Annotated in this window: 25 protein-coding genes; 19 read left to right on the top strand and 6 right to left on the bottom strand. The window is 70.5% G+C overall.

Annotated elements, in window-relative coordinates; genetic code table 11:
• Window positions 1–10 precede the first annotated feature (10 nt).
• Window positions 11–421, top strand: coding sequence for a Rid family hydrolase (locus tag ACFOY2_RS09910; protein ID WP_379527658.1), 411 nt, complete (start codon window positions 11–13; stop codon window positions 419–421).
• Window positions 418–1182 (top strand): imidazole glycerol phosphate synthase subunit HisF, encoded by a 765-nt coding sequence (gene hisF, locus ACFOY2_RS09905; RefSeq protein WP_379527657.1) that lies wholly within the window; start codon window positions 418–420, stop codon window positions 1180–1182. Before ACFOY2_RS09910 ends, hisF begins: the two co-directional genes overlap by 4 nt.
• Before the next feature lie 181 nt (window positions 1183–1363).
• On the opposite strand, the gene ACFOY2_RS09900 is transcribed toward hisF, so the two are convergent.
• From ACFOY2_RS09900 to ACFOY2_RS09890, 3 genes are all read right to left on the bottom strand, one after another.
• Complete coding sequence (locus ACFOY2_RS09900; protein ID WP_379527656.1) at window positions 1364–2725, bottom strand: glutamine synthetase family protein; 1362 nt, start codon at window positions 2723–2725, stop codon at window positions 1364–1366.
• A gap of 61 nt (window positions 2726–2786) precedes the next feature.
• Window positions 2787–2948: a hypothetical protein gene (locus ACFOY2_RS09895; protein WP_379527655.1), complete on the bottom strand. Its 162-nt coding sequence runs from the start codon at window positions 2946–2948 to the stop codon at window positions 2787–2789.
• A gap of 202 nt (window positions 2949–3150) precedes the next feature.
• Window positions 3151–3780 carry a TIGR03085 family metal-binding protein gene (locus ACFOY2_RS09890; RefSeq protein ID WP_379527654.1) on the bottom strand — a complete coding sequence of 210 codons (630 nt, stop codon included), beginning with the start codon at window positions 3778–3780 and terminating at the stop codon, window positions 3151–3153.
• Between the two features lie 89 nt (window positions 3781–3869).
• Here ACFOY2_RS09890 and ACFOY2_RS09885 point away from each other — a divergent pair, with 89 nt between their 5' ends.
• The 11 genes from ACFOY2_RS09885 (at window position 3870) to ACFOY2_RS09835 (ending at window position 14475) form a co-directional block, all read left to right on the top strand.
• Window positions 3870–5714, top strand: coding sequence for an ABC transporter ATP-binding protein (locus ACFOY2_RS09885; RefSeq protein ID WP_379527653.1), 1845 nt, complete (start codon window positions 3870–3872; stop codon window positions 5712–5714).
• Entirely contained in the window at window positions 5711–7504 is a 1794-nt protein-coding gene (locus ACFOY2_RS09880) for an ABC transporter ATP-binding protein (protein ID WP_379527652.1), read from the top strand. The genes ACFOY2_RS09885 and ACFOY2_RS09880 overlap by 4 nt, the downstream gene beginning before the upstream one ends.
• 70 nt (window positions 7505–7574) lie before the next feature.
• Window positions 7575–7928, top strand: coding sequence for a phosphoribosyl-AMP cyclohydrolase (gene hisI / locus ACFOY2_RS09875; protein WP_379527651.1), 354 nt, complete (start codon window positions 7575–7577; stop codon window positions 7926–7928).
• A gap of 31 nt (window positions 7929–7959) precedes the next feature.
• On the top strand, window positions 7960–8589 hold the full coding sequence (locus tag ACFOY2_RS09870) for a TIGR02234 family membrane protein (protein ID WP_379527650.1): 630 nt from the start codon (window positions 7960–7962) through the stop codon (window positions 8587–8589).
• Between the two features lie 154 nt (window positions 8590–8743).
• Window positions 8744–9349 (top strand): DUF4190 domain-containing protein, encoded by a 606-nt coding sequence (locus tag ACFOY2_RS09865; protein ID WP_379527649.1) that lies wholly within the window; start codon window positions 8744–8746, stop codon window positions 9347–9349.
• A gap of 158 nt (window positions 9350–9507) precedes the next feature.
• Window positions 9508–10119 (top strand): CD225/dispanin family protein, encoded by a 612-nt coding sequence (locus ACFOY2_RS09860; protein ID WP_379527648.1) that lies wholly within the window; start codon window positions 9508–9510, stop codon window positions 10117–10119.
• Between the two features lie 43 nt (window positions 10120–10162).
• A complete protein-coding gene (locus ACFOY2_RS09855; protein ID WP_379527647.1) occupies window positions 10163–10594 on the top strand; it encodes a DUF2752 domain-containing protein in 432 nt (143 codons plus the stop codon).
• A gap of 118 nt (window positions 10595–10712) precedes the next feature.
• Complete coding sequence (gene trpC / locus ACFOY2_RS09850; protein WP_379527646.1) at window positions 10713–11552, top strand: indole-3-glycerol phosphate synthase TrpC; 840 nt, start codon at window positions 10713–10715, stop codon at window positions 11550–11552.
• 20 nt (window positions 11553–11572) lie between these two features.
• Window positions 11573–12796 (top strand): tryptophan synthase subunit beta, encoded by a 1224-nt coding sequence (trpB, locus tag ACFOY2_RS09845; RefSeq protein WP_379527883.1) that lies wholly within the window; start codon window positions 11573–11575, stop codon window positions 12794–12796.
• A gap of 73 nt (window positions 12797–12869) precedes the next feature.
• Window positions 12870–13664 (top strand): tryptophan synthase subunit alpha, encoded by a 795-nt coding sequence (trpA, locus tag ACFOY2_RS09840; protein WP_379527645.1) that lies wholly within the window; start codon window positions 12870–12872, stop codon window positions 13662–13664.
• 511 nt (window positions 13665–14175) lie between these two features.
• Complete coding sequence (locus ACFOY2_RS09835) at window positions 14176–14475, top strand: hypothetical protein (protein WP_379527644.1); 300 nt, start codon at window positions 14176–14178, stop codon at window positions 14473–14475.
• Here the strand turns inward: ACFOY2_RS09835 and ACFOY2_RS09830 are convergent.
• On the bottom strand, window positions 14435–15106 hold the full coding sequence (locus ACFOY2_RS09830) for a VC0807 family protein (protein ID WP_379527643.1): 672 nt from the start codon (window positions 15104–15106) through the stop codon (window positions 14435–14437). The genes ACFOY2_RS09835 and ACFOY2_RS09830 overlap by 41 nt on opposite strands.
• Complete coding sequence (locus tag ACFOY2_RS09825; protein WP_379527642.1) at window positions 15103–15708, bottom strand: TetR/AcrR family transcriptional regulator; 606 nt, start codon at window positions 15706–15708, stop codon at window positions 15103–15105. Before ACFOY2_RS09825 ends, ACFOY2_RS09830 begins: the two co-directional genes overlap by 4 nt.
• A 188-nt stretch (window positions 15709–15896) precedes the next feature.
• On the opposite strand from ACFOY2_RS09825, the gene ACFOY2_RS09820 reads away from it, so the two are divergent.
• The 6 genes from ACFOY2_RS09820 (at window position 15897) to ACFOY2_RS09795 (ending at window position 21909) form a co-directional block, all read left to right on the top strand.
• Window positions 15897–16352: a MauE/DoxX family redox-associated membrane protein gene (locus tag ACFOY2_RS09820; protein ID WP_379527641.1), complete on the top strand. Its 456-nt coding sequence runs from the start codon at window positions 15897–15899 to the stop codon at window positions 16350–16352.
• 17 nt (window positions 16353–16369) lie between these two features.
• Window positions 16370–17134, top strand: a complete 765-nt coding sequence (locus tag ACFOY2_RS09815) for a DsbA family protein (RefSeq protein ID WP_379527640.1) — start codon at window positions 16370–16372, stop codon at window positions 17132–17134.
• Between the two features lie 26 nt (window positions 17135–17160).
• On the top strand, window positions 17161–18198 hold the full coding sequence (lgt, locus tag ACFOY2_RS09810) for a prolipoprotein diacylglyceryl transferase (protein WP_379527639.1): 1038 nt from the start codon (window positions 17161–17163) through the stop codon (window positions 18196–18198).
• On the top strand, window positions 18195–18899 hold the full coding sequence (locus tag ACFOY2_RS09805; RefSeq protein WP_379527638.1) for a VIT1/CCC1 transporter family protein: 705 nt from the start codon (window positions 18195–18197) through the stop codon (window positions 18897–18899). The genes lgt and ACFOY2_RS09805 overlap by 4 nt, the downstream gene beginning before the upstream one ends.
• A gap of 1394 nt (window positions 18900–20293) precedes the next feature.
• Window positions 20294–21322 (top strand): hypothetical protein, encoded by a 1029-nt coding sequence (locus ACFOY2_RS09800; protein WP_379527637.1) that lies wholly within the window; start codon window positions 20294–20296, stop codon window positions 21320–21322.
• The gene (locus tag ACFOY2_RS09795) at window positions 21322–21909 is read left to right on the top strand and encodes a hypothetical protein (RefSeq protein WP_379527636.1); all 588 of its coding nucleotides are present in this window, start codon (window positions 21322–21324) and stop codon (window positions 21907–21909) included. The genes ACFOY2_RS09800 and ACFOY2_RS09795 overlap by 1 nt, the downstream gene beginning before the upstream one ends.
• 314 nt (window positions 21910–22223) lie before the next feature.
• Here the strand turns inward: ACFOY2_RS09795 and ACFOY2_RS09790 are convergent, their stop codons facing one another.
• On the bottom strand, window positions 22224–23825 hold the full coding sequence (locus ACFOY2_RS09790; RefSeq protein WP_379527635.1) for a bis-aminopropyl spermidine synthase family protein: 1602 nt from the start codon (window positions 23823–23825) through the stop codon (window positions 22224–22226).
• Between the last annotated feature and the right edge of the window lie 28 nt (window positions 23826–23853).

The raw sequence follows: 23853 nt of genomic DNA, 5'->3' as shown, positions 1-23853 counted from the left end.
AGGGGGCGAGATGAGCGTCAGCAGCATCAGCATGGAAAGCACCGGTCCAAGGGTGTTCTCGGGCGGCATCTGGGAGGAGAAGTACGGTTACGCCCGCGCGGTCGTCGTGGGCGACCGGGTGATCGTGTCGGGCTGCACCGCCACGGTCGACGGAGAGGTGCGCCACGTCGGCGACGCCTTCAAGCAGAGCCTGACCGCGCTCGACATCGCGCTGGAGGCGGTCGCGATGGGCGGCCTCACCCCCGACGACGTCGTCATGGTCCGCTACTACGTGGTGGACCAGCGGCACTTCGACCTGGCCGGGCGGGCCATCCACGAGGTGTTCAACAAGGTGCGGCCCGCCTGCACAGGAGTTCGGGTGGCCGGCCTGGTCGACCCGAGGATGCTGGTCGAGATCGAAATCGAGGCACTGCGAGCATGACCGTAGCGGTAAGAGTCATCCCCTGTCTCGACGTGGACGCCGGGCGCGTGGTCAAGGGCGTCAACTTCGAGAACCTGCGCGACGCGGGCGACCCCGTCGAGCTGGCCAGGCGCTACGACGAGGAGGGGGCCGACGAGCTCACCTTCCTCGACATCACCGCGTCCTCGGGTGAGCGCGAGACCATGCTCGACGTGGTGCGCAGGACCGCCGAGCAGGTGTTCATCCCGCTGACCGTCGGCGGCGGCGTGCGGGCGGTGGAGGACGTCAACCGGCTGCTGCGCGCCGGCGCCGACAAGGTCTCGCTCAACACGGCCGCCATCGCGCGGCCCGAACTGCTCACCGAGGCGTCGCGGCGCTTCGGCGCCCAGTGCATCGTGCTGTCCGTGGACGCCCGCCGCGCCCCCGGCACGGCGAGCGGGTTCGAGGTGACCACCCACGGCGGGCGGCGCGGCACCGGGATCGACGCGGTCGAGTGGGCCGCGCGCGGCGAGGAGCTGGGCGTGGGAGAGATCCTGCTCAACTCGATGGACGGCGACGGCACGCTCGACGGCTACGACCTGGAGATGCTGCGCGCGGTCAGGGCGGCCGTGCGGGTGCCGGTGATCGCCAGTGGCGGCGCGGGGCGGCTGGAGGACTTCGCCCCGGCGGTCGAGGCCGGCGCCGACGCCGTCCTGGCGGCCAGCGTGTTGCACTTCGGCACGCTGAAGATCCCCGAGATCAAGGGCGCGCTGGCCGCGGCCGGTTTTCCGGTGCGGCAGTAATCCCCGCGGCTGGGGCGTCCCCACCGGTGTGGGGGCGCCCCGGTTTCGGAACACGGTCGTCGGGCCGCTCTCGATGAGCGATGCCGCGCGGTTCGAACACGGTCGTCGGGTGCCCTCGACGAACGGTGCCGCGCGGTTCGGAACACGGCACTCGATGACCGGTGCCCTGGCGCGCGGCGGTTCAGAACACCCGCATGTGGTGGAAGAGCTCGTAGGAGAGGTCGTGGGCGGCGAACGCGGCTGCCTCGGATCGTTTGACCGCCAGGTACGCGCTGCGCCGCAGCGGTCCGAGCGCCTCCATGAGCACCTCGTCGGACTCCAGCGCGTCCAGCGCCTCGTCCAGCGAGGACGGCAGCCGGTGATACTGGCCGGGCCGCGTGTCGGGGTCCACGTCCACGGCCGCGCCCGGGTCGAGCTTGCGCCTGATGCCGTCGAGGCCGGCGTGGATGACGGCGCCCAGCGACAGGTACGGGTTCGCCGAGGAGTCCGACGGCTTCAGCTCCAGGTTGGGCTCACCGCTGTCGCCCAGCGGGGAGCACACGCGGACGGCGGCCTCGCGGTTGTCGGGCCCGTAGACGGTGTACGCGCCGGCCCAGGTGCGGGGCGCGAGGCGACGGAAGCTGTTGACGCTGCCGCAGGTCAGCGCCGTCAGGGCGGGCAGGTGGGCGAGCAGGCCGCCGATGAAGCCGGCGCGGATCTCGCCGTCGTCGGCGAAGAGGTTGCGGGAGTCGTCCCACAGCGACAGGTGCAGGTGGGCGCCGTTGCCGGCCTGGTCGGCCAGCGGCTTGGGCGCGAGCGTGGCCCACATCTGCATGCGCATGGCGATGCCGCGTACGGTCTCGCGGTAGATGACGTGGTTGTCGGCGGCGCGCAGCGCGGGCGCGTGGCGTACCGACAACTCCTGCTGACCGGGGCCGAGCTCGGGGTGGTAGTGCTCCACGCGCAGGCCCTGCGTCTCCAGGGCGTGGATGAGTTTGATCGTGTAGTCGTGGGCCGTGTCGAACCCGGTGGCGGCGTAGCAGAGGGAGTCGTCGATCGGGATGAGTTTGTCGGGGCCGCCGCCCGGGTCGGGCACGCGCCTGCCGAGGGTGAACTCCGGTTCGAAGGCCGCCACGAGCGTGTAGCCCTCGGTGGCGAGCTCGGCGACCGCGTCTTTGAGGAAGGTTCGAGCGCAGGCGCCCCACGGAGTGCCGTCGGGCCGGCGCAGGTCCGACAACATCGCCGCCGCGCCCGGTGCGTGGGGCAACGGGATGAATGTGGTGGGGTCAGGAACGATGCGTACTTCGCCCACCGGACCCATGTGCTCGACGTCCTGGAGCTGGTCGAGCATGTTCATCGCCATCATGGCCACCGTGTGCCCGATGCCCGTGCTGAGCCGTTCGGCCAACCGTGACCGTGCTGCCGCCTTTCCACGGATCACGCCACCGTGGTCGGCGTACAGAAAACGGATCAGCTCGATGCCCTCGAGCTCAGCTCGCTCGAGGATGCGCCGCGAGGTGGAATCGAGCTGACTGATCGTGGTGCCGTTGGGGCGATCTCTCATCCTGCCTGCGTAACACGATCTGGCAGTGCGGGGAAGCACCTGACGCAGACAGGACCATCCGTCAGGTCAGAACACTTGAGAAGAACACAGCCAACTGATTGGCTCCTTGAATGATTCCGTCGAACACACCGTTGACCGCGGCGGCAGCTTGGGCCGGCCGGGTGAACAGGTAGAAGACCACGAACGCGATCGCGACGTAGGTCAGCACCTTCTTGACCTGCATGGGGGGCCTCCTGCAGTCCAGTCCCAGCCGTATATACCCGGATCTGGGCGATCATGGGCATCTTCTGTGAAGATGTTCAAGATCCTAACCGGGGGGCTTCTTTCCACTGCCATGGTAAAGGCTGGAGATGACGCGTGAGTGCCCGCCGCGCCGGGTTTTGCGCAGGAGCCGTGGCGGAGCGTTCGCCCTCCTGGTCAGGCGTCTAAACCCCCAGGATCGCGTTGCGGACCTGGTCGACCGCGTGGGGTTCGCCGGTCAGTTCCACGCGGGCGTGCCCCTGCCGCCCGAAGCAGAACATCAGCAGCTCCGAGGCGGTCCCCGTCACCTCGACCTTGGGGCCCTGGCGGGCCCCGCCGAGCGCCACACCGCCGCCGAGCCGGTGCAGCACGATGCCCACCGGCGACCTGCGCAGCATCAGCCGGGCGCCGGACGACACACGCTTCCAGATGAGCCGGTCGAGATCGTCGCCGAGTTCGCGCGGCTCCCATGACGGCTGGGCGCGGCGCACGTCCTCGTGGTGCACGAACAGCTCCAGCGCGTTGACGGCCTCGTCGAGGAAGGGCAGCAGGGAGTAGACGCCGGCGGGCTTGCGCACCAGGCCGACCAGTTCGGGGTAGGGGTGGCGGGCCTTGATCCTGTTCTGGACCGAGGCGGTGTAGCCGGCCAGGGGCTTGATGGCGATGCCGCCCATCGCGTCGGGCCTGCGCTCGCGTAGCACGAGGTGGGCGGCCAGGTCGTAGGTGGTCCAGCCCGTGCAGAGCGTCGGTGCGTCCGGGCCGAGCCGGTCGAACAGGTCGCAGAGCGCGGAGCGTTCGCCACGAGCGTGAGTCACGTTGACAACCCTACAGCGGGGAATAACGGACTGATCAGACGTGATAGTGACATAAGTGCATTTGTCAGCTTTGAAAGGAACCCAACCGAGTGGCGAGTAAGGTCACCTCGGCCGTCATGAGCCAAGGGCTACGCGTCCTTGGGGTGGCCATTCGCACAGAGAAAGCGGTGTTCGCGCTGGCCGTCGTGGCCAGCGCGGTCTACGGGGGAATGACCGTGGGCTCCGCCTGGGCCCTCGGCTGGGCCACGCAGAACCTGGTGCTGCCCGCCTTCCAGCAGGGCAGCGTCGCCTCCGGCGCGATGTGGACCGGCGTGTTCCTCATCGTGGGCGCGGCGCTGCTCAAGGCGCTCGGCGTGGCGGGCCGGCGCATCCTGGCCGGCCTGCTGCAGTACCGCATGCAGGCCAGGTCGCGCAGGGACGTCACCAAGCAGTACCTGCGGCTGCCGCTGTCGTGGCACCACCGGCACCCGACCGGGCAGCTGCTGTCGAACGCCAGCGCCGACGCCGAGGCGGCGTGGGCGCCGCTGGCGCCGCTGCCGATGGCCGTGGGCGTGATCGTCATGCTGGTCACCGCGGCGATCGCGATGTTGTTCACGGACCTCGTGCTCGCCCTCGTAGGTTTCCTGATATTTCCGGCCATCGCCGTGCTGAACCTCATCTACCAGCGCAAGCTCAGCCCGCTCGCCACCCGCGCCCAGCAGTTGCGCGCCGAGGTCAGCGAGATCGCGCACGAGAGTTTTGACGGGGCGCTCGTCGTCAAGACCCTCGGCAGGGAGGAACTGGAGACCGAACGGTTCCAGCGCCGCGCCCACGAACTGCGCGACGCCAACATCGCGGTCGGCCGCGTGCGCGGCCTGTTCGACCCGATGCTGGAGGCGCTGCCCACCATCGGCGTGCTCGCGGTGCTCGCCGTCGGCGCGACGCGCCTTTCCACCGGCGCGATCGACGCCGGCGCGCTGGTGCGCGTGGCCTACCTGTTCACGCTGCTGGCCTTCCCGATCAGGGCGCTGGGCTGGGTGCTGGCCGAGCTGCCGCGCAGCGTCGTCGGCTGGCAGCGGGTCCAGGCCGTGCTGGACGCGACGGGCTCCATGGAGTACGGCAAGGCCACCGCGACCTCGTCCGGGCCCGCCGGCCTGGAGGCGCGCGAGGTCTCCTACGCCTACGGCGAGGCCAAGGTGCTGCACGAGGTCACCTTCGAGGTGCCCGCCGGCCGTACCGTCGCGCTGGTCGGGCCCACCGGGTCGGGCAAGTCCACGCTTGTGCAACTCCTGGCCCGGCTGGTCGACCCCGACACGGGCCGGGTGCTGCTCGACGGCCAGGACCTGCGTGATCTGGCCTACGGCGGCATCGCCGAGTCGGTCGCCCTGGTGCCGCAGCAGACGTTCCTGTTCGACGACACCGTGCGCGGCAACATCGCGCTCGGCGCCGACGCCGACGACGAGGACGTGTGGGCCGCCCTGCGGCTGGCGCAGGCCGACGGGTTCGTCGCGCGGATGTCCTCCGGGCTCGACACGCGGGTCGGCGAGCGCGGCACGACGCTGTCCGGCGGCCAGCGCCAGCGCCTGGCCCTGGCCCGCGCGGTCGTGCGCCGGCCGCGCCTGCTCATCCTCGACGACGCCACCTCCAGCGTGGACCCGCAGGTCGAGGCCAAGATCCTGTACGGCCTGCGCGACAACGCCGAGGCGTCCACGGTTGTCGTCGTGGCCTACCGGATGGCCACCATCGCCCTGGCCGACGAGGTCGTCTTCCTCGACCACGGCCGCGTCGTCGACCGAGGCCCGCACGAGGAACTGCTGGCCCGCTGCTCCGGCTACCGCAACCTGGTGACCGCCTACGAGCGCGAAGAGGCCGAGCGCGCCGCCATCGAGGTGCCGTTCGACGAGGTGCCGTTCGACGAGGAAGAGTTCGGCGAGGAAGAAGAGGTCAGCGCATGACGACCGCGCACACCGCGCAGACCATCCAGCGTGACTCCGAACGTTCCGCGCTGGCCACGATCCGCAGGGGCCTGTCGCTGACGCCCGAGTTCCGCAAGGGCCTGGCCGGCACGCTGGCGCTGGCCGTCATCGCGACCGTCGGCAAGATCATCGTGCCGATCGCCGTCCAGCAGACGATCGACACCGGCCTCAAGGACGGCACCCCCGACCTGCCGTACATCACCAACGCCGTGCTGATCTGCGTCGCCGCCGTGGTGCTCACGGCGCTGGCCGGTTATGTCATGAACGTCCGCCTCTACAAGGCCACGGAGGCGTCGCTGGCCACGCTGCGCGTGCGCGGGTTCCGCCACGTGCACGACCTGTCGGTGCTCACCCAGAACACCGAGCGGCGCGGCGCCCTGGTCTCGCGCGTCACCAACGACATCGACCAGATCAGCACGTTCATGCAGTGGGGCGGGCTGATGATCATCGTGGCGTTCGGCCAGCTCTTCGTGGCCACGGTGCTGATGTTCGTCTACTCCTGGCAGCTCACGCTGCTCGTCTGGGCCTGCTTCGTCCCGCTGATGATCGCCCTGCCGCGCTTCCAGCGGCTGCTGTCGCGGGCCTACACGACCGTGCGCGAGCGTACCGGCGACATGCTGGCGGCGGTCAGCGAGTCCGTCGTCGGCGCCGCCGTCATCAGGGCCTACGCCGCGGAACGGCGCACCGGCGAGCGCATCGACAAGGCCGTGAACGCCAACAGGAGCGCCCAGATCAGGGCGCAGACCATCGTCGGCTTCGTCTTCCCGCTGACCGAGATCGTGGCCGCCGTCGCCATCGCCGGGATCGTCCTGCTCGGCGTCCAGCTCGGCCTGTCCGGCGACATCACGCAGGGACGCCTGGTGGCGTTCCTGTTCCTGGTGACGCTGTTCGTCTCGCCGCTGCAGACCGCCACCGAGGTGCTGAACGAGGCCCAGAACGCCGTCGCGGGCTGGCGCCGCATCCTCGGCGTCATCGACACGCCGGCCGACGTGGCCGACCCGGGCGAGGCGGGCGCGACCCTGCCGCGCGGCCCCATCTCCGTCGCCTTCGAGAACGTGCACTTCGCCTACCCCGGCGGCGAGCCCGTCCTGCGCGAGATCACGCTGGAGATCCCGCCCCGCTCGCGCGTCGCGGTCGTGGGGGAGACCGGCTCGGGCAAGACGACGTTCGCCAAACTCCTGACACGGCTCATGGACCCCGCCTCGGGCCGCGTCACCGTGGACGGCCACGACCTGCGCGACGTGCGCTTCTCCTCGCTGCGCGAGCGGATCGTCATGGTGCCGCAGGACGGGTTCCTGTTCGACGGGACGCTGGAGGACAACGTCCGCTACGGCAAACCGTCGGCCGAGCGCGCCGAGATCGAGCTCGCGCTGACCGAACTGGGCCTGGCGGACTGGCTGGAGGGCCTGCCCGCAGGACTGGACACGCCCGTCGGCCAGCGCGGCGAGTCGCTGTCGGCCGGCGAGCGCCAGCTCGTCGCCCTGGCCCGCGCCTACCTCGCCGACCCCGACCTGCTCCTGCTGGACGAGGCCACCTCCGCCGTGGACCCGGCCACGGAGGTACGGCTGGCGCGCGCCCTGGAAGGCGTCACCCGGGGCCGCACCGCCATCTCCATCGCCCACCGGCTCTCGACGGCGGAGAACGCCGACGAGGTGCTGGTGTTCGACGGGGGCCGCCTGGTGCAGCGGGGGTCGCACGCGGAACTCGTCCGGGAACCCGGGGTCTACGCCGACCTGCACGCCTCGTGGATCTCCGCCGCGCACATGTGAACACCCCCGCCGGCGGTGCGGCGGGGGTCGGGGTGGAGGGAGCGCGGGGGCGGGCTGGTTGAATGGCAGCATGTCCCTTGACCCCAAGATCGCCGCCCGGTTGAAGCGCAACCCCGAGGGCTTGGTCCCCGCGATCGCCCAGCAGTACGACACCGGCGAGGTGCTCATGCTGGCCTGGATGAACGACGAGGCCCTGCATCGGACGCTCACCACCGGCAGGGCCACCTACTGGTCCCGCAGCCGCGCCGAGTTCTGGGTCAAGGGCGGCACCTCCGGACACGTCCAGCACGTCAAGTCGGTGGCGCTCGACTGCGACGGCGACACCATCCTGGTGAAGGTCGACCAGGTGGGCGCGGCCTGCCACACGGGAGAGCGCACCTGCTTCGACGCCGACCGGCTTGAGATCCCGCTTGGGCGAGACTAGGCGGGCGTGTTCGATGGAGGCGGAAAGGCCCATGAAAGCGGATAAGGCTACAGAGCCTTCGGGCGCGCCGGTCGAGTCGGCCGGGCGGCGGGAGCTGTGGGTGTGGGTCGGGATGACCGCACTCGGAGCCCTGCTCGTGCTCCTCGCCGCGGGCCGCGTCTGGGTGCGGGCCCTGGACGCGGCGGGCCCCGACACGGTGGTGCCCACCGGGGGCGAGCTGTCCCCCGCGTTGACGCCCGTGGCGCTGGCCGGGCTGGCCGGCGTGGTGGCGGTGCTGGCCACCAAGGGGGTGGGGCGGCGCGTCGTCGGCGGGTTGCTCACGCTCTGCGGCGTCGGCGCGGCGGCCGGGACGTGGACGGCCTTGGACGAAGCCACCGTGGCCGGCTGGCTCCACGAGCGCAACGTCCTGCGCGGCGCCACCGCCATGCCCTGGGAAGCGGTGTCGCTCTGGCCCGGTGTCGCGGCCGTCGGAGCGCTGCTGATGATCGCGGGCGGAGTCCTCGCGATCATGCGGGGCGGCAGGTGGACGGGCATGTCCGCCCGCTATGAGCGGGGAGCGGGCGCCGACACGCCCGAAGCGCGAGCGGCGCAGGCGGCCCAAGCCGACCGGGCCATGTGGGACGCCCTCGACCGCGGCGACGATCCCACCGACCCCCGCTGAGAAGATCCTCGCGCCGCCCGACGCCTCTCCTGAGCCGCGTCGGAACTTCCTGGTGACGTTTTCTCCACTGTTCTGAACCAGCGTCTACTCGGCAACCGTTTCCTCAATAAGCTGCCGTTGCAACTCGCCAAGAATCTTTTGAGGAGCCAAGCGAATGAGCTACGGGGATCAGGGCGGTGGCGGCTACGGCGCGCAACCTCCCGGTGGAGGGTACGGCCAGCAACCTCCCAGTCAGGGCGGCGGAGGGTACGGCCAGCAGCCCACCAGCGGTGGCGGTTACGGTCAGCAGCCCACCAGCGGTGGCGGTTACGGTCAGCAGCCTCCGAGCGGGGGCGGTGGTTACGGTCAGCAGCCTCCGAGCGGCGGTGGAGGCTACGGTCAGCAGCCGCCCAGCTATCAGGATCTCGGTTACGGCCAGCTGCCCCCGAGCGGCGGCTTCGGCGGCGGCCCCCAGCAGGGTTACGGCTACAACCCGCCCCAGCCCAGGTCGACCAACGGCATGGCGGTGGCCTCGCTGGTCCTGGGCATCATCGGCCTGATCTTCTGCGGGCTCACCAGCATCCCGGGCGTGATCCTGGGCCACATCGCCCTGAACAAGATCAAGCGTACGGGCGAGGAGGGCCACGGCATGGCCATGGGAGGCCTGGTCACCTCCTACATCACGGTCGTGCTCTGGATACTCGGCTGGCTGATCTTCGGCGGCCTCCTGCTGTCGATGATCGGGCTCAGCGCGGCGGCCACGTCCACGTATGACTACTAGCGGGTAACTTGCGGTGGCCGTAGCCGGGCCGTGACGACCCGCTTGCGGTCCGATTACGAATTGTCCGCAAAGTGGACGTTAGACCACGTAGAAGACGCCATCTCGCTAGGCTGCCGCGCGCAACGCGACTCAAGATGACGACATAAGGGGTCATTAGCATGAGTTACGGAAACCAGGGCGACGGTGGCTACGGCGCCCAGCCGCCCGGTGGCGGTTACGGCCAGCAGCCCCCGAGCGGGGGTGGCGGCTACGGTCAGCAGCCTCCGAGCGGTGGCGGTTACGGCGGTGGCTATGGTCAGCAGCCCCCGAGCGGTGGCGGTTACGGCCAGCAGCCCCCGAGCGGGGGAGGTGGCTACGGTCAGCAGCCTCCGAGCGGTGGCGGTTACGGCGGTGGCTATGGTCAGCAGCCCCCGAGCGGTGGCGGTTACGGCCAGCAGCCCCCGAGCGGCGGTGGCTATGGCGACGGCGGTTACGGCGCCCCCGGCCCCGGCGGGCAGGCACCGGACAACCACCTTGTGGCCGCCATCCTCACCACCATCTTCTGCTGCCTTCCCCTGGGCATCGTGGCGATCGTGAAGTCGTCGCAGGTGAACTCGAAGTGGCAGGTCGGCGACTTCCAGGGCGCGCAGCAGGCCTCGGATGAGGCCAAGACGTGGTGGAAGCGGGCCCTGATCATCGGCCTGATCGTCAACATCCTGGCCATCGTCGGGTACGTCGTGTTCACCCTCGTCCTCACCGCGGCCGTGACCTCGAGCGTCGGGTCGTACTAAGGGTTAAGGGCCGAGCGCGCAGACGAGGGCGGATACTGAGAACATGAGCTTCGCAACAACCGAGCGGCGCGGCACGGGTCGCCTCAAAGGCCTGCTCGCGCCGCTCGGTGTTGCGGCTGCCGCGGGCGCCGTGTTCGCGGTCGTCGGGGCGGTCGACCCCAACGAGCCCGGCCACTACCCGACGTGCCCATTCCTGTGGCTGACGGGCCTGTACTGCCCGGGTTGCGGCACGCTGCGCACCATCCACGCGCTGGCCCATCTCGACCCCGTCGCGGCGCTCGGGCTCAACCCCCTGGCGGTGGCGATGATCCCGTTCCTGCTGTTCTGGTGGGGCAGATGGGTCGTGCGGGCCTGGCAGGGCAAGCCCAGGCGCATGACGCTCGCCCATCCGGCGTGGCTGTGGGCCTTCATCGGGGTCGTCATGGTCTACTGGATCGTCCGTAATCTGCCTTTCGGAGCGTTCCTCGCGCCATAGTCAGGGGCCTGTGGTGAGGCGAGCCCGTGGGGGCCGATACCATCGCAGGACAGGCCGAGAGCGGACGCGACGCGAACTCTCAGCCACCCCCACAGTCGACCGGAGGGACCCCAAGCGCGTGAGTGAGCGGACGGAAGGGCCGAGTGTCCTCGACGACATCCTCGACGGGGTGCGCGCCGACCTCGCCGTACGTCAGCAGGCCGTGTCTTTGGACGAGCTCAAGCAGCGAGCCGGGCGGGCGCAGGCCCCCAGAGACGCGATGGCCGCGCTCGGGGGTGACAGGATCTCGGTGATCGCCGAGGTCAAGCGCTCGAGCCCGTCGAAGGGCGCGCTCGCCGCGATCGCCGACCCGGCGGCGCTGGCGGCCGACTACGAAGCGGGCGGGGCGCACGTCATCAGCGTGCTGACAGAACGGCGCAAGTTCGGCGGCAGCCTCGACGACCTGGCGGCGGTCCGCGCCCGGGTCGACATCCCCATCCTGCGTAAAGACTTCATCCTCACCTCTTACCAGCTCTGGGAGGCCAGGGCCCACGGCGCCGACCTGGCGCTGCTCATGGTCGTCTGCCTGGAGCAGGAGGCGCTGGTGTCGCTGATCGAGCGGGCCGAGTCGATCGGGCTCACCCCGCTGGTCGAGGTGCACACCGACGAGGAGCTTGAGCGGGCCGTCGCGGCCGGCGCCCGGGTCGTCGGGATCAACGCGCGCAATCTGAAGACACTCGAGGTCGACCGCGAGGTGTTCACGAAGCTGGCGCCGAAGATCCCCGATAATGTGATCAAGATTGCCGAGTCGGGCGTGCGCGGCCCGCACGATCTGCTCGCCTACGCCAGGGCAGGCGCCGACGCCGTCCTGGTGGGCGAGAGCCTGGTCACCGGCAAGGACCCGCGCAAGGCAGTGGAGGCTCTGGTGACGGCCGGCGCCCATCCATCGACGCGCCCCGACCACTCAGCAGAGGGATAGCAGTGGCAAAAGAAGGCTCCATCCTGACCGCCGCCGACCTGGCCGGCAACGGCGCGCGCGGCGACGACCCCGACGTGCACGGCAAGTTCGGCATCTTCGGCGGCCGCTTCGTTCCCGAGGCGCTCATCCCCGCGCTCGACGAGGTGGCCGCGGTCTACGAGAAGGCCAAGAACGACGCGGAGTTCCTGCGCGAGTTCGATCACCTGCTGCGCACGTACGCGGGCCGGCCCACCACGCTGACCGACGTGCCGCGCTTCAGCGAGCAGGCGGGCGGGGCCAGGATCGTGCTCAAGCGCGAGGACCTCACCCACACCGGCGCTCACAAGATCAACAACGTGCTGGGCCAGGCCCTGCTCACCAAGCGGCTGGGCAAGAAGCGGGTGATCGCCGAGACCGGCGCGGGCCAGCACGGCGTGGCCACGGCCACCGCCGCCGCCCTGCTCGGCCTGGAGTGCGTGATCTACATGGGCGCGGTCGACTGCGAGCGCCAGGCGCTCAACGTCGCCAGGATGAAGCTGCTCGGCGCCACCGTGGTGCCGGTGACCAACGGCTCCCAGACTCTCAAGGACGCCATCAACGAGGCCTTCCGCGACTGGGTGACCAACGTCGACACCACCCACTACCTGTTCGGCACGGTCGCGGGGCCGCACCCGTTCCCCGAGATCGTGCGCGACTTCGCCCGCATCATCGGCGTCGAGGCCCGCCGCCAGATCGTCGAGCTGACCGGCGAGCTGCCCGACGCGGTGTGCGCGGCGGTCGGCGGCGGCAGCAACGCGATCGGCATCTTCCACGCCTTCCTCGACGACGCCGGCGTCCAGCTCCACGGCTACGAGGCCGCGGGCCACGGCCTCGACAGCGGCGAGCACGCGCTCACGCTCACCGCGGGCTCGGTCGGCGTGCTCCACGGCTCGCGCACCTACGTCCTGCAGGACGACGAGGGCCAGACCATCGAGTCCCACTCGATCTCGGCCGGGCTCGACTACCCGGGGGTCGGCCCCGAGCACGCCTGGCTGAAAGACTCGGGCCGCGCCACCTACCACGGCGTCACCGACGACGCGGCGATGGCCGCGTTCGCGCTGCTGGCCAGGACCGAGGGCATCATCCCGGCCATCGAGTCCTCCCACGCCCTGGCGGGCGCGCTGGAGCTCGGCCGTGAGCTCGGCCCCGAGGCGACCATCCTGGTCAACCTCTCCGGGCGCGGCGACAAGGACATGGGCACGGCGATGAAATACTTCAACCTCTGACGAGTCGCGCGCGCCCGCGCAAGAGATCGCCGCGGGGCATCATGGTGAGACTCGACCTTCGGAACGGACAGACATGACGACTCTTCAGACGGTCTTCGCCAAGGCGAAGGCGGACAACCGGGCCGCGCTCGTCGGCTACCTGCCCGCGGGCTTTCCTTCCAAGGACGGCGCCATCTCCGCCGCCGCGGCCCTGGTGGAGGCCGGCTGCGACGTCATCGAGATCGGCCTGCCCTATTCCGACCCGCTCATGGACGGGCCGACCATCCAGGACGCGGTGCACAGGTCGCTGCTCAACGGCACGCGCATCGCCGACGTGCTGCGTACCGTCGAAGGCGTGGCGGCCACAGGCGCGGCCACGCTCGTCATGACCTACTGGAACCCCATCGACAAGTACGGCGCCGAGCGGTTCGCGCGCGACCTGGCCGCCGCGGGCGGCGTCGGCACGATCACGCCCGACCTGACGCCGGAGGAGTCCGAGCCGTGGCGGGCCGCCTCGGCGGCCGCCGGCATCGACACGGTTTTCCTGGTGGCGCCGAGCTCGACCGAGCAGCGCATCAAGGCCGTCGTCGACTGCTGCACGGGCTTCGTCTACGCGGCCTCGCTGATGGGCGTCACCGGCGCCAGGGAGACCGTCAACGTCGCGGCGGAGGGCCTGGTCCAGCGCACGAAGGCGCACACCGACCTGCCCGTGTGCGTGGGCCTGGGCGTCGGCACGGGAGCGCAGGCGGCCGAGGTCGCCGCCTACGCCGACGGCGTCATCGTCGGCTCGGCGTTCATCCGCCGCATCCTCGACGCGCCCGACGAGGCCGAGGGCCGGGCGTCCATCTCCGCCCTGGCCAAGGAGATGGCGCAGGGCGTGCGCCGCTGACGTTTTCCGTGCGAGGGCCTGGCGTGTGATCCGGCGCCGGGTGATGATCGGGGCTCACGACGCATGGCCCCGAAGGGACTCCGGAACGTGTCGCCGACCCCGGCGGACCCGATCACGATCAGCTCCCCGTCGAGCTGGACCCCGGCTGGGGGCAGGGCCGCGGCCTGCGCGATCCCGGCTTCAACGGCGACGACCTCGGCGGATGGCGCGTCACGGGCCCTGTGAGCGTCGAGAGGAACGCCCTGGGCCATCGGGACCGCCCTGCCGGCCGGAGGGACGCAGGCACGCCTTGAGCAGCGCCTGACGGGCCTGGAGCCGGGCCGGACGTACACGGCCTCGGCGTTCTTCGAGGTCGAGCCGGACCGCACCCGCGCGACCACGCTGGCGGCGGGCGGCGCTCCACGGCCAGGAACCGCATCGCCTCCGACGAGAAGCACGACACCTTCTTCCAGCGGGCTCACCGCGCCGCCCGGCGGGGCCGTCACGCTCCGGATCATCGCAGAGGGCCGGGATGGGGCACGCCTACGAGGTGTCCTTCGCCTACCAGAACGCGCTGGCCGGCACCTACGCGTGGGTGACGGGGTACGACAAGGACGGCTCCGGCGTCGAGACCCGGCGCACGCGGATTCCCGAGCGGCGCCCCATGACCGTGTTCACCGAGCGCGTGGTGGCCGGGTGCGGCGAGGTCTGGGTGGGGGCGGGTTCGCTGCGACCCGGGCAGGCAGGGGCCGATTTCGTCCTCGATGACTTCTCCGTCATCGGTCTGGGCGTCACGGCGGAGGCGCGGGTGCGCGGGTCGCCGGGGGAGTGAGACCGGCGTAGAGCTTGGACCAGCGGCTGTAGACGCCGCTGGGCACCAGGTAGATGTTGATCACGACCTGCATCAGCGCCAGCCAGATCGCGTACTGCGCGGCCATGAGCCCCGGCACCGCGTCCACCGGCAGGGTGTAGGCGATGGCGACCCGCACGGCGGCGTCCACCAGCAGGCCGGTGCCATAGATGACGGTCACCACCCGCCACACCCGGCGAAAGCCCGGCAGCCGCTCCCACAACACCTCCCACGACACCTTCGGCCCGATCACGCCCTCCAGGAGGAAACGGCTGAACACGAACGCCAGTGGCCTGTCGCCGCGCGCGCTGACCAGGAACCACAGGCCCGCCACCGCCGTGAACCAGCCGTCCTTGGCCAGCAGGAACCTGACGTCGTGGACGAGAAGGGACACCAGCGCGCCCGCCAGCATCATGACCGTCATGTACAGGCCCAGGCGGTCGGGCCTGCGCCGGCGTAGCAGGTCCGACAGCACGCTCAGGCCGGGGACGAGCGAGCTGACCAGCAGCGCCGTGTGCTCTTCCGCCCCGGCGGCGCGCAGCGCGTAGTAGAGGCCGACCGACACGCCGACGTCCACGGTCAGCGTGAGCAGCCCTCTTGACCGGGTCTTCATCGGGCGACCGCCCTGGAGAAGATCCCGGCCAGCTCGTCGGCGTAGTCGCCCAGGTCGGCGTCGGGGTCGGCCTCCAGCAGAAACGGCAGCCCGTCCAGCGCCCGCTGGATGGCGATCGCCATCACCCGCCGGTTGAACGCGCGGAACTCGCCGCTTTCCTGCCCCCACTCCAACAGCCGCTCCAGGTGCGACAGCGCCGACAGGTCCATGGCGGCCTGGTGCGCCGCCGTGCCGTCCTCGGGGCGGAAGTTGAGGAAGATCTCCGTGGCGGCGCGCATCGCGCCGCGGTGCTCGCTGATGTACTCCACCAGCGAGCGGATGTACGCCTCCAGCGCGCCCCCCGGCGTCGCCTGCGCACGCACCCGCTCGGTCATGAACGCCGACAGGTCGCCGTAGATCGCCGTGATCACCTGACCGATCAGCTCGTCCTTGCCGTCGAAGTGGTATGAGATCAGGCGCGTGCTGCTGAGCCCCGCCCGCTTGGCGATCCTGGCGAAGGAGGCATGGGTGTAGCCGAGGTCGGCGATCGTCTCGATCGTGGCCGTGACGATCTGGGCCCGCCTGGCGGAGCTCGTGATGGAATCATCCCTTCTTACTTGCATGAGTAATTTTTAACTCATTTAAGTAAAATTTGGCAATCATTTGGCTGTCCACCTGCCTTAACCGTTGTTTATTCGCCGCATGGTCGGATGGACTTCCCGGTACTGTGCCGCTTCCGGTGCAGGGATGGAGGAGATGACCCGTGGACGCGTCACAATCGTCACTTAGAGTTATTCCAGCGATACCCTTGGTGACAACCGTCGCCCGGCTGATCCTGGGCGGAGTGCTGATCGCAGCGGGCGCGCTCAAGATCGGCAACCCGTCCGACTCCGTCGTGGCGGTCAAGGCATACCAGTTGCTGCCCGAGTCGGTCGCCGTCCCGGTGGGCTACGCCCTGCCGATCCTGGAGATCGTCGTCGGCGTGCTGCTGGTCGTCGGTCTGCTGACCAGGGTGGCGGGAGTCATCGCCGGGCTGCTCATGCTCGCGTTCGTGTTCGGCATCGCCTGGGCCTGGGCGAACGGACTGCGGATCGACTGCGGCTGCTTCGGCGGCGGTGGCCAGCTCGGGGTGGGGCAGGAACCGACCTATTTGCTCGACATCCTGCGCGACTTCGGCCTGGCGCTGCTCGGCGCCTGGACCGTGCGCTTCCCGCCGGGACGCTTCGCACTCGATGCGGCGCTCGGCCTGGCGAGGCGACAACCGTGACCAAGAGGAGACGAAAGATGAGCAAGGGTCAGTCGACGAAACCGGAGCCGAAGTCGGCTCGTGAAAAGATCAGGGAACAGCAGGCCGCGGCCCGGGTCCAGGAGCGGCGCAGGCGGGTGGTGACCTACGTCACGGCCGGGGTGGTCGCCGTGGCCGCCGTCGGGCTCGGCATGTGGTACGCGGCCAGCACCTCCCGCTCGGAGGAGGCCACCGGAGCCCTCGCCCCGATCACGGTGCAGCCCGACGGCAGCGTCGTGATGGCCAAGGCGGGCGTCATCCGGCCCCTGCTCGACATCTACGAGGACTTCCAGTGCCCCGCCTGCAAGGAGGCGGAACGGGTCAGCGGGCAGACCTTCAAGAACCTCGCCGCCGAAGGCCTGGCCAAGGTCGTCTACCACCCCATCACGATCTTCTCGCAGGAGCCGACCCGGTCCAACTCGCTGCGCGCGGGCAACGCCGCCCGCTGCGTCGCCGACGGCAAGCAGTGGATGAGCTTCCACGAGCTGCTCTTCAAGAACCAGCCCTCCGAGACCGCAGAGGGCTTCCAACCGAGCCAGCTCGTCGAGCTGGGCAAGGAGGCCGGGGTGACGGACCCCGCGTTCGAGCAGTGCGTCACCTCGGGCAAGCACACCCAGGCGCAGCTCTCATACAGCAAGAAGATCTCCGAGGAGCAGAAGCTCACGCATACGCCAACGGTGAAACTGAACGGCGTAGAACTCGACAATCCGGTTATCTTTAGCCCACAGGAGTTGCGTAAAGCGGTGACGAAGGCGGCTAAGTAGGCGTGCTTCCGCTACCCTCACCTGACATGCCCCTTGCCTCGATTCCCAGCCCTTCCCAAGGGGTCTGGTATCTCGGAATCATCCCGATCCGGGCTTACGCACTCTGCATCGTCCTCGGCGTCATCGTCGCGGTCTGGCTGAGCGAGCGCCGCTGGCGCGCCCGCGGCGGCCAGAAGGGGACGATGATCGACATCGCGGTCCCCGCGGTCATCTTCGGCCTGATCGGCGGCCGCCTCTACCACGTCATCACCGACTGGCAGACCTACTTCGGCAGCCGCGCGATCAAGGAGCCGTACCAGGCGCTGTTCATCTGGGAAGGCGGTCTCGGCATCTGGGGCGCGGTCGCGCTCGGCGGAGTCGGCGTCTGGTGGGCCGCGCGCAATCGCGGCATCTCCACGAGCGCCATCGCCGACGTGGTCGCCCCTGGCATCGTCTTCGGCCAGGCGATCGGCCGCTGGGGCAACTGGTTCAACCAGGAGCTGTACGGCGGGCCGACCACGCTGCCGTGGGGGCTGGAGATCGACGTCGACCACGGCGGCGAACCCGGCGTCCTCTACCACCCGACCTTCCTGTACGAGTCGATCTGGGATGTGGCGCTCGGCTTCGTCCTCATCTTCGCGGGGCGGCGCTTCACGCTGCACCACGGGCGGCTGTTCGCCCTCTACGTCGCCGGATACACCCTCGGCCGCTTCTGGATCGAAGGGCTGCGGATCGACCCGGTCGGCGGCGTCGACCACGCCGTGGAGTTCCTCGGGCTGCGGGTCAACCAGTGGACCTCGATCGTGGTGTTCCTCGGAGCGCTGGTCTACTTCTGGCTCACGAGGAATAAGGAGGGCGCCGAGATCGTCGTACCGGAGTCGGCGGGAGTCGATCCGGCCCACGCGACCGGCCAGGCGGACCCGTCGGAGGCATCCTCCGACGACAAGGCCGCCTCGTCTTCCGATGAGACCCCGTCCTCCGACGAGGGCTCGGCTGACAGGCCCAAGGAAGACGATCCGGTCTCCCAGGACCGGCCGGAGACACCCGACGACGAGGCCGTGACCAAGGAGAAGAACTCGCGATGACCGGCAGCGCGGAGGTCCACCACCAGCATCGTGACGTCACCGGAGGCTGGTTGCGGCCCTCGGTGTTCGGTGCGATGGACGGCCTGGTGTCGAACTTCGCGCTCATCGCGGGCATCGCCGGAGGCACCGGCAACACCAAGGTCATCGCCCTCGGCGGCGTCGCGGGCCTCGCCGCCGGAGCCCTGTCCATGGCGGGCGGCGAGTACGTCTCCGTGGCCAGCCAGCGCGAGCTGGCCCAGGCCGAGATCGCCGTCGAACGACGCGAGCTCGCCAGCTATCCGGAGGCCGAGCAGGCCGAGCTGGCGCAGACCTTCGTCGACAAGGGCGTGACTCCCGACCTGGCCGCCGAGGTGGCCAGGCAGATCTCCCGCAATCCCGACCGGGCGCTGGAGGTCCACGCCCGCAACGAGTTGGGGGTCGCGCCCGGCGAGCTGCCGTCGCCGGTCGTGGCCGCGGTGTCGTCGTTCCTGTCGTTCAGCGCGGGGGCGTTGCTGCCGTTGCTGCCGTACCTGTTCGGGGTGAAGGGGTTGGCGGTGTCGGCGGTGGTGTCCTGCGTGGCGCTGTTCGCGGCGGGGGCGGCGGTGTCGGCCGTTACGGCGCGCACGTGGTGGTTCTCCGGGCTCCGGCAACTCCTCGTCGGCGCCCTGGCAGCCGGAGTCACCTTCGGCCTCGGCAACCTGATCGGGGCGTCGGGGCTGTGATGGCCCGCAGAAGAGCCCCGGGCGGCGGCCGCTCCAGCGGGACCCCGGGCGGGCGGTCCGGCGGGAACCGGGGCGGGCGGCCTGAAGACTTGGGCGGCGCGGGGCCGGACGGCACGGGCCACCCCAGCGGCGGCTGGCCGAACGCCGGCGGCTCCTTCGGCGCCTATGACGCCGGCGGCCCCTCCGGCGCTCCCGGCCCTCATGGGACTTCTGGTGCTTATGGCGCTCCCGGCCTTCACGGGACTTCTGGTGCTCCCGGTGCCTTTACCGGTCAGGGGGGGGCTCATGGCGTTCATGATCCTCTCGGCTCTCACGGAACTTCAGGCGCATGGGGTGCTTCAGACGCACGCGGTGCTTCAAGCGCACGCGGTGCTTCGGACGCGCGTGGTGCTTCAGGCACACGTGGTGCCGATAGTGACTTAGGCCCTGGTCGTGCCGGTGGCTCGGGTGGCCCCGGTACCGCCAGCGGCGGTTGGTCCGCCACGGGTACTGGCGGCTGGTCTGCGGCACCCGGCGACGGCACCGGTGGCGTTGGCGGCTGGTCTGCGGCACCTGGCGACGGTGCCGGTGGCGTTGGCGGCTGGTCTGCGGCCGGCGGCGACGCCGGCAACGTCAGCGGTGGCTGGTCCGCGGCAGGCATGGGTGACGAGGGTCAGGCCCCGGTGGGCGAGGGCGGTGGGCGTCGTGGCCGCGCGGGCAGGCGCCGGGCGCAAACCCCGCAGGACGGCCTGCGACAGTCCGCGGCCGACGCGGGACCTCAGCCCGGGCCCGCAGACGGCGGTGGCCATCGGGCCGCGGGTGACGGCGGCGGGCGTCGCGGTCGTGCGGGCAGGCGCCGGGCACCGGCCCAGGAAGACGGTACGCAGCGATCGACCGGCCCCCTGCCGATCCCTCCCGGCGACGGCGGGCCCCAGTCCATGCCCGCTGATCCCGGACAGTGGGCGATGTCCGCTGGCGATGGCGGCCCCCAAGCAGCAGCCCCCGGCGGTCGCCGGGCGAGGTCTGATGGGGATGGTGGTCATCCAGAGGCGCCGGGGGACGGCGGTCGGCGGGCCCGTGGCCGAGGCGGCCGCCGGGCGGCGGCCTCCGACACCGATGCTCATCGGGTACCGGGCCCTGACACCGGAGGACACCGGGCCGCGGATTCAAACACCGACGGACGTTGGGCCGCAGGCTCGGACACCGGAGGCCATCGGGCGGCAGGCCCTGACACTGGAGGGCATCGAGCGAGCCCGGACACTGGTGGACATCGGGCGGCAGGCTCGGACACCGGTGGACATCAGGCGAGCCCTGACGCTGGAGGGTATCGGGCGAGCCCTGACACTGGTGGACATCGGGCGACGAGCCCGGACGCTGGTGGACATCGAGGTTCGGGCACCGGCGGTCATCAGGCGGTGGGTTCCGATACCGGTGGGCGGCGGGCCGCGGGTGGTGGGCGTCGGGGGAAGGCTTGGGACGTCGGTGAGCGTCAGGCGAGAGGCACGGACGCCGACTGGCTCGGCGACTCCGGTGGGCTGGACGGCCTCGACGGGGTAGGCGACGTCGACAGGAGCGGCGAGCCCGACAGGAAACGGGCGACGATCGACACGAGCGACCCGGATTGGGTGGCCAAAGCGGCGTCGTCGTCGCGGAAACGAGGTCAGCGGCAGCCGTCCGACTGGCAGTTCCCGGTGCTCACCGGCTGGGGCCTGCGCCCGGAGCAGCAGCGGCTGATCGTCATCATCGTCTCGGTCGTCGCCGTGCTCGCCGGCGGGGTCGGCCTGGTGATCGCCATCACCTCCATCGGCGAGTACGCGCCGGAACAGCGGGTCAGCGCCGCCCTGGTCGGTCCTGACACGACCCTGCCGCAGGTGTTCCAGGGCTGGAGCTCACCCAAGCTGTTCGACCCGGTCGCCGACAGGGCCAAGGACGCCAAGGCGCTCACCGAGAAGGAGGTCTTCGGCCAGAACGAGCTCGCCGTCAAGAAGAAGCTCAAGCTCAAACTCGTCGCCAAGAAACTCGACGCCAACTGCTCCGCCGCGCTGTGGGGCGGGTCCCTGGTCGAACAGGTGTCGGACGCCGGATGCACCCAGGTGGCCCGCGGCCTCTACATCAGCTCTGACAACCGGTACGTCGCCCAGTACACGCTGCTCAATCTCAAGGACGGCGAGTCGGCCGGAGCGCTGGTCGAGTCCTTGAAGACCATCTACCGAGGCGGATGGGCGCGCCCGCTGTCCTCCTCCAAGGGCACGTTCCCCGCCGGAGGGTACTCGGAGGCGGGCGGCTACGCCCTCGGACACTATGTCGGGCTGGTGTGGCTCGGCAGGCTGGACGGTACGGAGGCCACCGCGAAGGACGACTTCGTCTCGCTCACGCTGGCACTGCGGGGCGCGGAGAAGGCCGTCTACCGCCGCGTCGTCACGATCACGGGACCGGCCTCCTGATGTCGCGCCGAGTCGTCATCCCCGTCGTGATCGCCACCGCGCTGGCCGTCGCCGTCGCCGGCTGGTTGTGGCTGCGCCGCGACAACCCCCGTCCCGCCAGTTTCCACGCCGAGTCCACCTCCGCCTTCTACACCTCCATCGACACCCGCCAGAATGACCCCGCGCCCCTGACCCTGCAAGAGGTCTTCACTCCGGCGACGGAGAACGTCGACTCCATGCGGCGGCAGGCGACGGAGCAGTTCACCGACTGCGCCGACGCCCTCTGGGGCGCCTCGGCCACGGGCTGCACCCAGGCGCTCCAGGCCACCTACCAGGGGACGTCGATGACGGGCCAGTTCGTCATCTTCAACATGACCGACGGACGCGCGGCCGACGCCCTGGTGGCGGCGCTGGGCAAGGACGGGTTCGTCCACCAGGGCATCGTGTTCGACGCCGCCGGCAGCCGTGCGCAGGCCCGCGCCATGGGCCACTACGTGACCGTGAGCTGGGCCGGCGGCCGCCAATCCGTTGAGCGTCTGACCACCGCCCTCGTCGCGCTGGACGGGCTCGGCCGCGTCGTCCAGAGCCGCATCGTCAACGCAACCTGAACCGGGCAAAGGCTGCGCGGCCGGCTGGGCCTGCACGGGCTGCCGCGCCCGTGAGAGCTTGCGACCGACGGACGCGGCGCAGCGCGTCGAGGATGGTGACGTGCACCCGGCCGTGGCCCGCTGGGTGGGTGTGATCCGATTCGGGGCTGGTCGGTCGGGTGCGGGGCGTGATCTGGGTGGTAGGCCGAGATCGGCTGCGGGTGTGGATGACCCCGTGGGTTGGCTGATCCGGGTGGTCGGCGGGTTGGGGCCGAGCCACGCGGCTGCCGGGGCGCGTTGGGCGGTGGTGGTACGGCTGGAGACTGGAGGTTCGGTCAGGCGGGTGTGATCGTCTTCAGGGCTGAGACCGTGGTGGAGACCGCCTTTTGGAGGTCGTTCAGGCGGTGGAGCGGGGCCTCGATCGGGGTCAGGTCCTCAGACCATGGGGCGGCCTCGGAGATGAGGGCCCGTGCCTCGCGTTTGGTCAGGGTCGTGCCCTGGGCGCGGGCCACCGCGATGAGGGCCTCACGCCAGGTGTTGGCCAGCTTGGCGTGCCCGTTGTCGAGGATCCTGCGCACCACCGAGGCGGCCTCGCCGTCCGGCGGCGGAAGGCGTACGGCGTCGAGGGCGCCGGCGGCGGCGCTCAGCGTGTAGACGGTGGACAGGGCGTCCGGCAGGGGAGGGAGGTCGTCGCCGTGCACGCGTACGTGGGAGGCGCGGGTCGCCAGGAGCACGCGCGGGAGCGCGGCCTCCAGGCCGGGCGGGAGGGCGATGTCGACGCGGTCGCAGGCGGCGGCGTACGGCTTGGCCAGCCAGGTCGCGAGCTTGACCCGGGGCTGGGTGAGGTTCTTGGGCCATTCGCCCACCAGCAGATCCGTGTCGGGCTGCGGTGACAGGGCGGGGGCCGCGTTCCGGGCGGATTCGATCGCCTGCGGGCCCTGCGTGTAGATGGCGGTGGCCAGACGGCTCAGACGGGACGCCGCGGCCGGGCGGGTCTTGGTGGTGGGGCGGAGGATGTAGAGATCGGCGGCGGAGCCGATGGCCTCTGCGCCGAAATAGCGATTGAAATCCGGGTGGACGGCCTCGTAGGCGAGATTGAGCTCCGAGAGGGACTGCTGGACCTTCAACGCCAGCATGGGGGTGCGTTCGCTGGCCCCGTAGGCGAGCAGGATCCGTCCGTCGTCCTTGAGCCCCTCCACGGCGCGTGCCACGAACAGGCTCGCGCCCTCGGGCGTGTACGGCGGGTCGGTGAGCGCCAGGTCGTTGCCCCTGGCCGAGGCGGGCAGGCCGAGTCGCAGGTCGGCCCAGCGGGTGCGGACGCCGAGGCCCTGCTCGTCGATGTAGGCCAGGATGCGCTCGTCGATGTCGACCACCGTGACGTCGGTCTCCGGGTGGACCAGCTTGACGGCCAGGGAGGTCAGGTCGTGATCGCCCACGCACAGCAGGCTCGCGCCCGGGAGCCAGAAACGGGCGCCCAGCAGCAGGGCGCGGCGCAGGACGGTTTCCGGAGTGGCGGACACGTGGTCGAGCACGTGCCTGGCACGTGGGGCGCGGGCGATGAGCGTGGTGAGGCGTTCGAGGACGTTGGTGTAATGAGGGACGAGGTGGGCCACCGGGTCCTCTGGTGGTGGCGCCAGGGCGATGAGGTCCTGGTAGTCGGGGGTGTGAGCGAGCGGCACCCGGAATGTGTCGTCCCGCGGCAGGCGGAATGTCTCCCCCTCCTGAAGGGGGCTCCGAGGAGCGCGGTCGTCCTTCCTGTGCTCCAGAGGCAGCTCGCGTAGCAGGGCCTCGATGGTGCGGCGGGAGGTGGCGGTGTGCCGGATGAGCTCGGGCAGGGTCCACCATTGGCCGTCGCAGAGCAGGGTCAGCGCATGTCTCAGCCGTCTGCTGTCCGCGCCCGCCTCGGCGAGCAGGCGTTCCACCCCATCACGCTCCATGGGGGCAACCCTATCGAGGCCAGGCCCC

It is taken from the genome of Nonomuraea purpurea (assembly GCF_042650645.1).
Classification (GTDB): domain Bacteria; phylum Actinomycetota; class Actinomycetes; order Streptosporangiales; family Streptosporangiaceae; genus Nonomuraea; species Nonomuraea purpurea.
This window is presented reverse-complemented; position numbering and strand designations above follow the sequence as displayed.

What these genes read in the sequence shown, in the direction of transcription:
- ACFOY2_RS09860 (WP_379527648.1), top strand. Translation starts at nt 9,508, where the DNA reads ATGAGTTACGGAAACCAGGGCGACGGTGGCTACGGCGCCCAGCCGCCC.
- hisF (WP_379527657.1), top strand. Translation starts at nt 418, where the DNA reads ATGACCGTAGCGGTAAGAGTCATCCCCTGTCTCGACGTGGACGCCGGG.
- ACFOY2_RS09865 (WP_379527649.1), top strand. Translation starts at nt 8,744, where the DNA reads ATGAGCTACGGGGATCAGGGCGGTGGCGGCTACGGCGCGCAACCTCCC.
- ACFOY2_RS09880 (WP_379527652.1), top strand. Translation starts at nt 5,711, where the DNA reads ATGACGACCGCGCACACCGCGCAGACCATCCAGCGTGACTCCGAACGT.
- ACFOY2_RS09830 (WP_379527643.1), bottom strand. Translation starts at nt 15,106, where the DNA reads ATGAAGACCCGGTCAAGAGGGCTGCTCACGCTGACCGTGGACGTCGGC.
- ACFOY2_RS09805 (WP_379527638.1), top strand. Translation starts at nt 18,195, where the DNA reads ATGACCGGCAGCGCGGAGGTCCACCACCAGCATCGTGACGTCACCGGA.
- trpA (WP_379527645.1), top strand. Translation starts at nt 12,870, where the DNA reads ATGACGACTCTTCAGACGGTCTTCGCCAAGGCGAAGGCGGACAACCGG.
- lgt (WP_379527639.1), top strand. Translation starts at nt 17,161, where the DNA reads ATGCCCCTTGCCTCGATTCCCAGCCCTTCCCAAGGGGTCTGGTATCTC.
- hisI (WP_379527651.1), top strand. Translation starts at nt 7,575, where the DNA reads ATGTCCCTTGACCCCAAGATCGCCGCCCGGTTGAAGCGCAACCCCGAG.
- ACFOY2_RS09790 (WP_379527635.1), bottom strand. Translation starts at nt 23,825, where the DNA reads ATGGAGCGTGATGGGGTGGAACGCCTGCTCGCCGAGGCGGGCGCGGAC.
- ACFOY2_RS09825 (WP_379527642.1), bottom strand. Translation starts at nt 15,708, where the DNA reads ATGCAAGTAAGAAGGGATGATTCCATCACGAGCTCCGCCAGGCGGGCC.
- ACFOY2_RS09835 (WP_379527644.1), top strand. Translation starts at nt 14,176, where the DNA reads ATGGGGCACGCCTACGAGGTGTCCTTCGCCTACCAGAACGCGCTGGCC.
- ACFOY2_RS09895 (WP_379527655.1), bottom strand. Translation starts at nt 2,948, where the DNA reads ATGCAGGTCAAGAAGGTGCTGACCTACGTCGCGATCGCGTTCGTGGTC.
- ACFOY2_RS09900 (WP_379527656.1), bottom strand. Translation starts at nt 2,725, where the DNA reads ATGAGAGATCGCCCCAACGGCACCACGATCAGTCAGCTCGATTCCACC.
- ACFOY2_RS09795 (WP_379527636.1), top strand. Translation starts at nt 21,322, where the DNA reads ATGTCGCGCCGAGTCGTCATCCCCGTCGTGATCGCCACCGCGCTGGCC.
- ACFOY2_RS09855 (WP_379527647.1), top strand. Translation starts at nt 10,163, where the DNA reads ATGAGCTTCGCAACAACCGAGCGGCGCGGCACGGGTCGCCTCAAAGGC.
- ACFOY2_RS09910 (WP_379527658.1), top strand. Translation starts at nt 11, where the DNA reads ATGAGCGTCAGCAGCATCAGCATGGAAAGCACCGGTCCAAGGGTGTTC.
- ACFOY2_RS09870 (WP_379527650.1), top strand. Translation starts at nt 7,960, where the DNA reads ATGAAAGCGGATAAGGCTACAGAGCCTTCGGGCGCGCCGGTCGAGTCG.
- ACFOY2_RS09815 (WP_379527640.1), top strand. Translation starts at nt 16,370, where the DNA reads ATGAGCAAGGGTCAGTCGACGAAACCGGAGCCGAAGTCGGCTCGTGAA.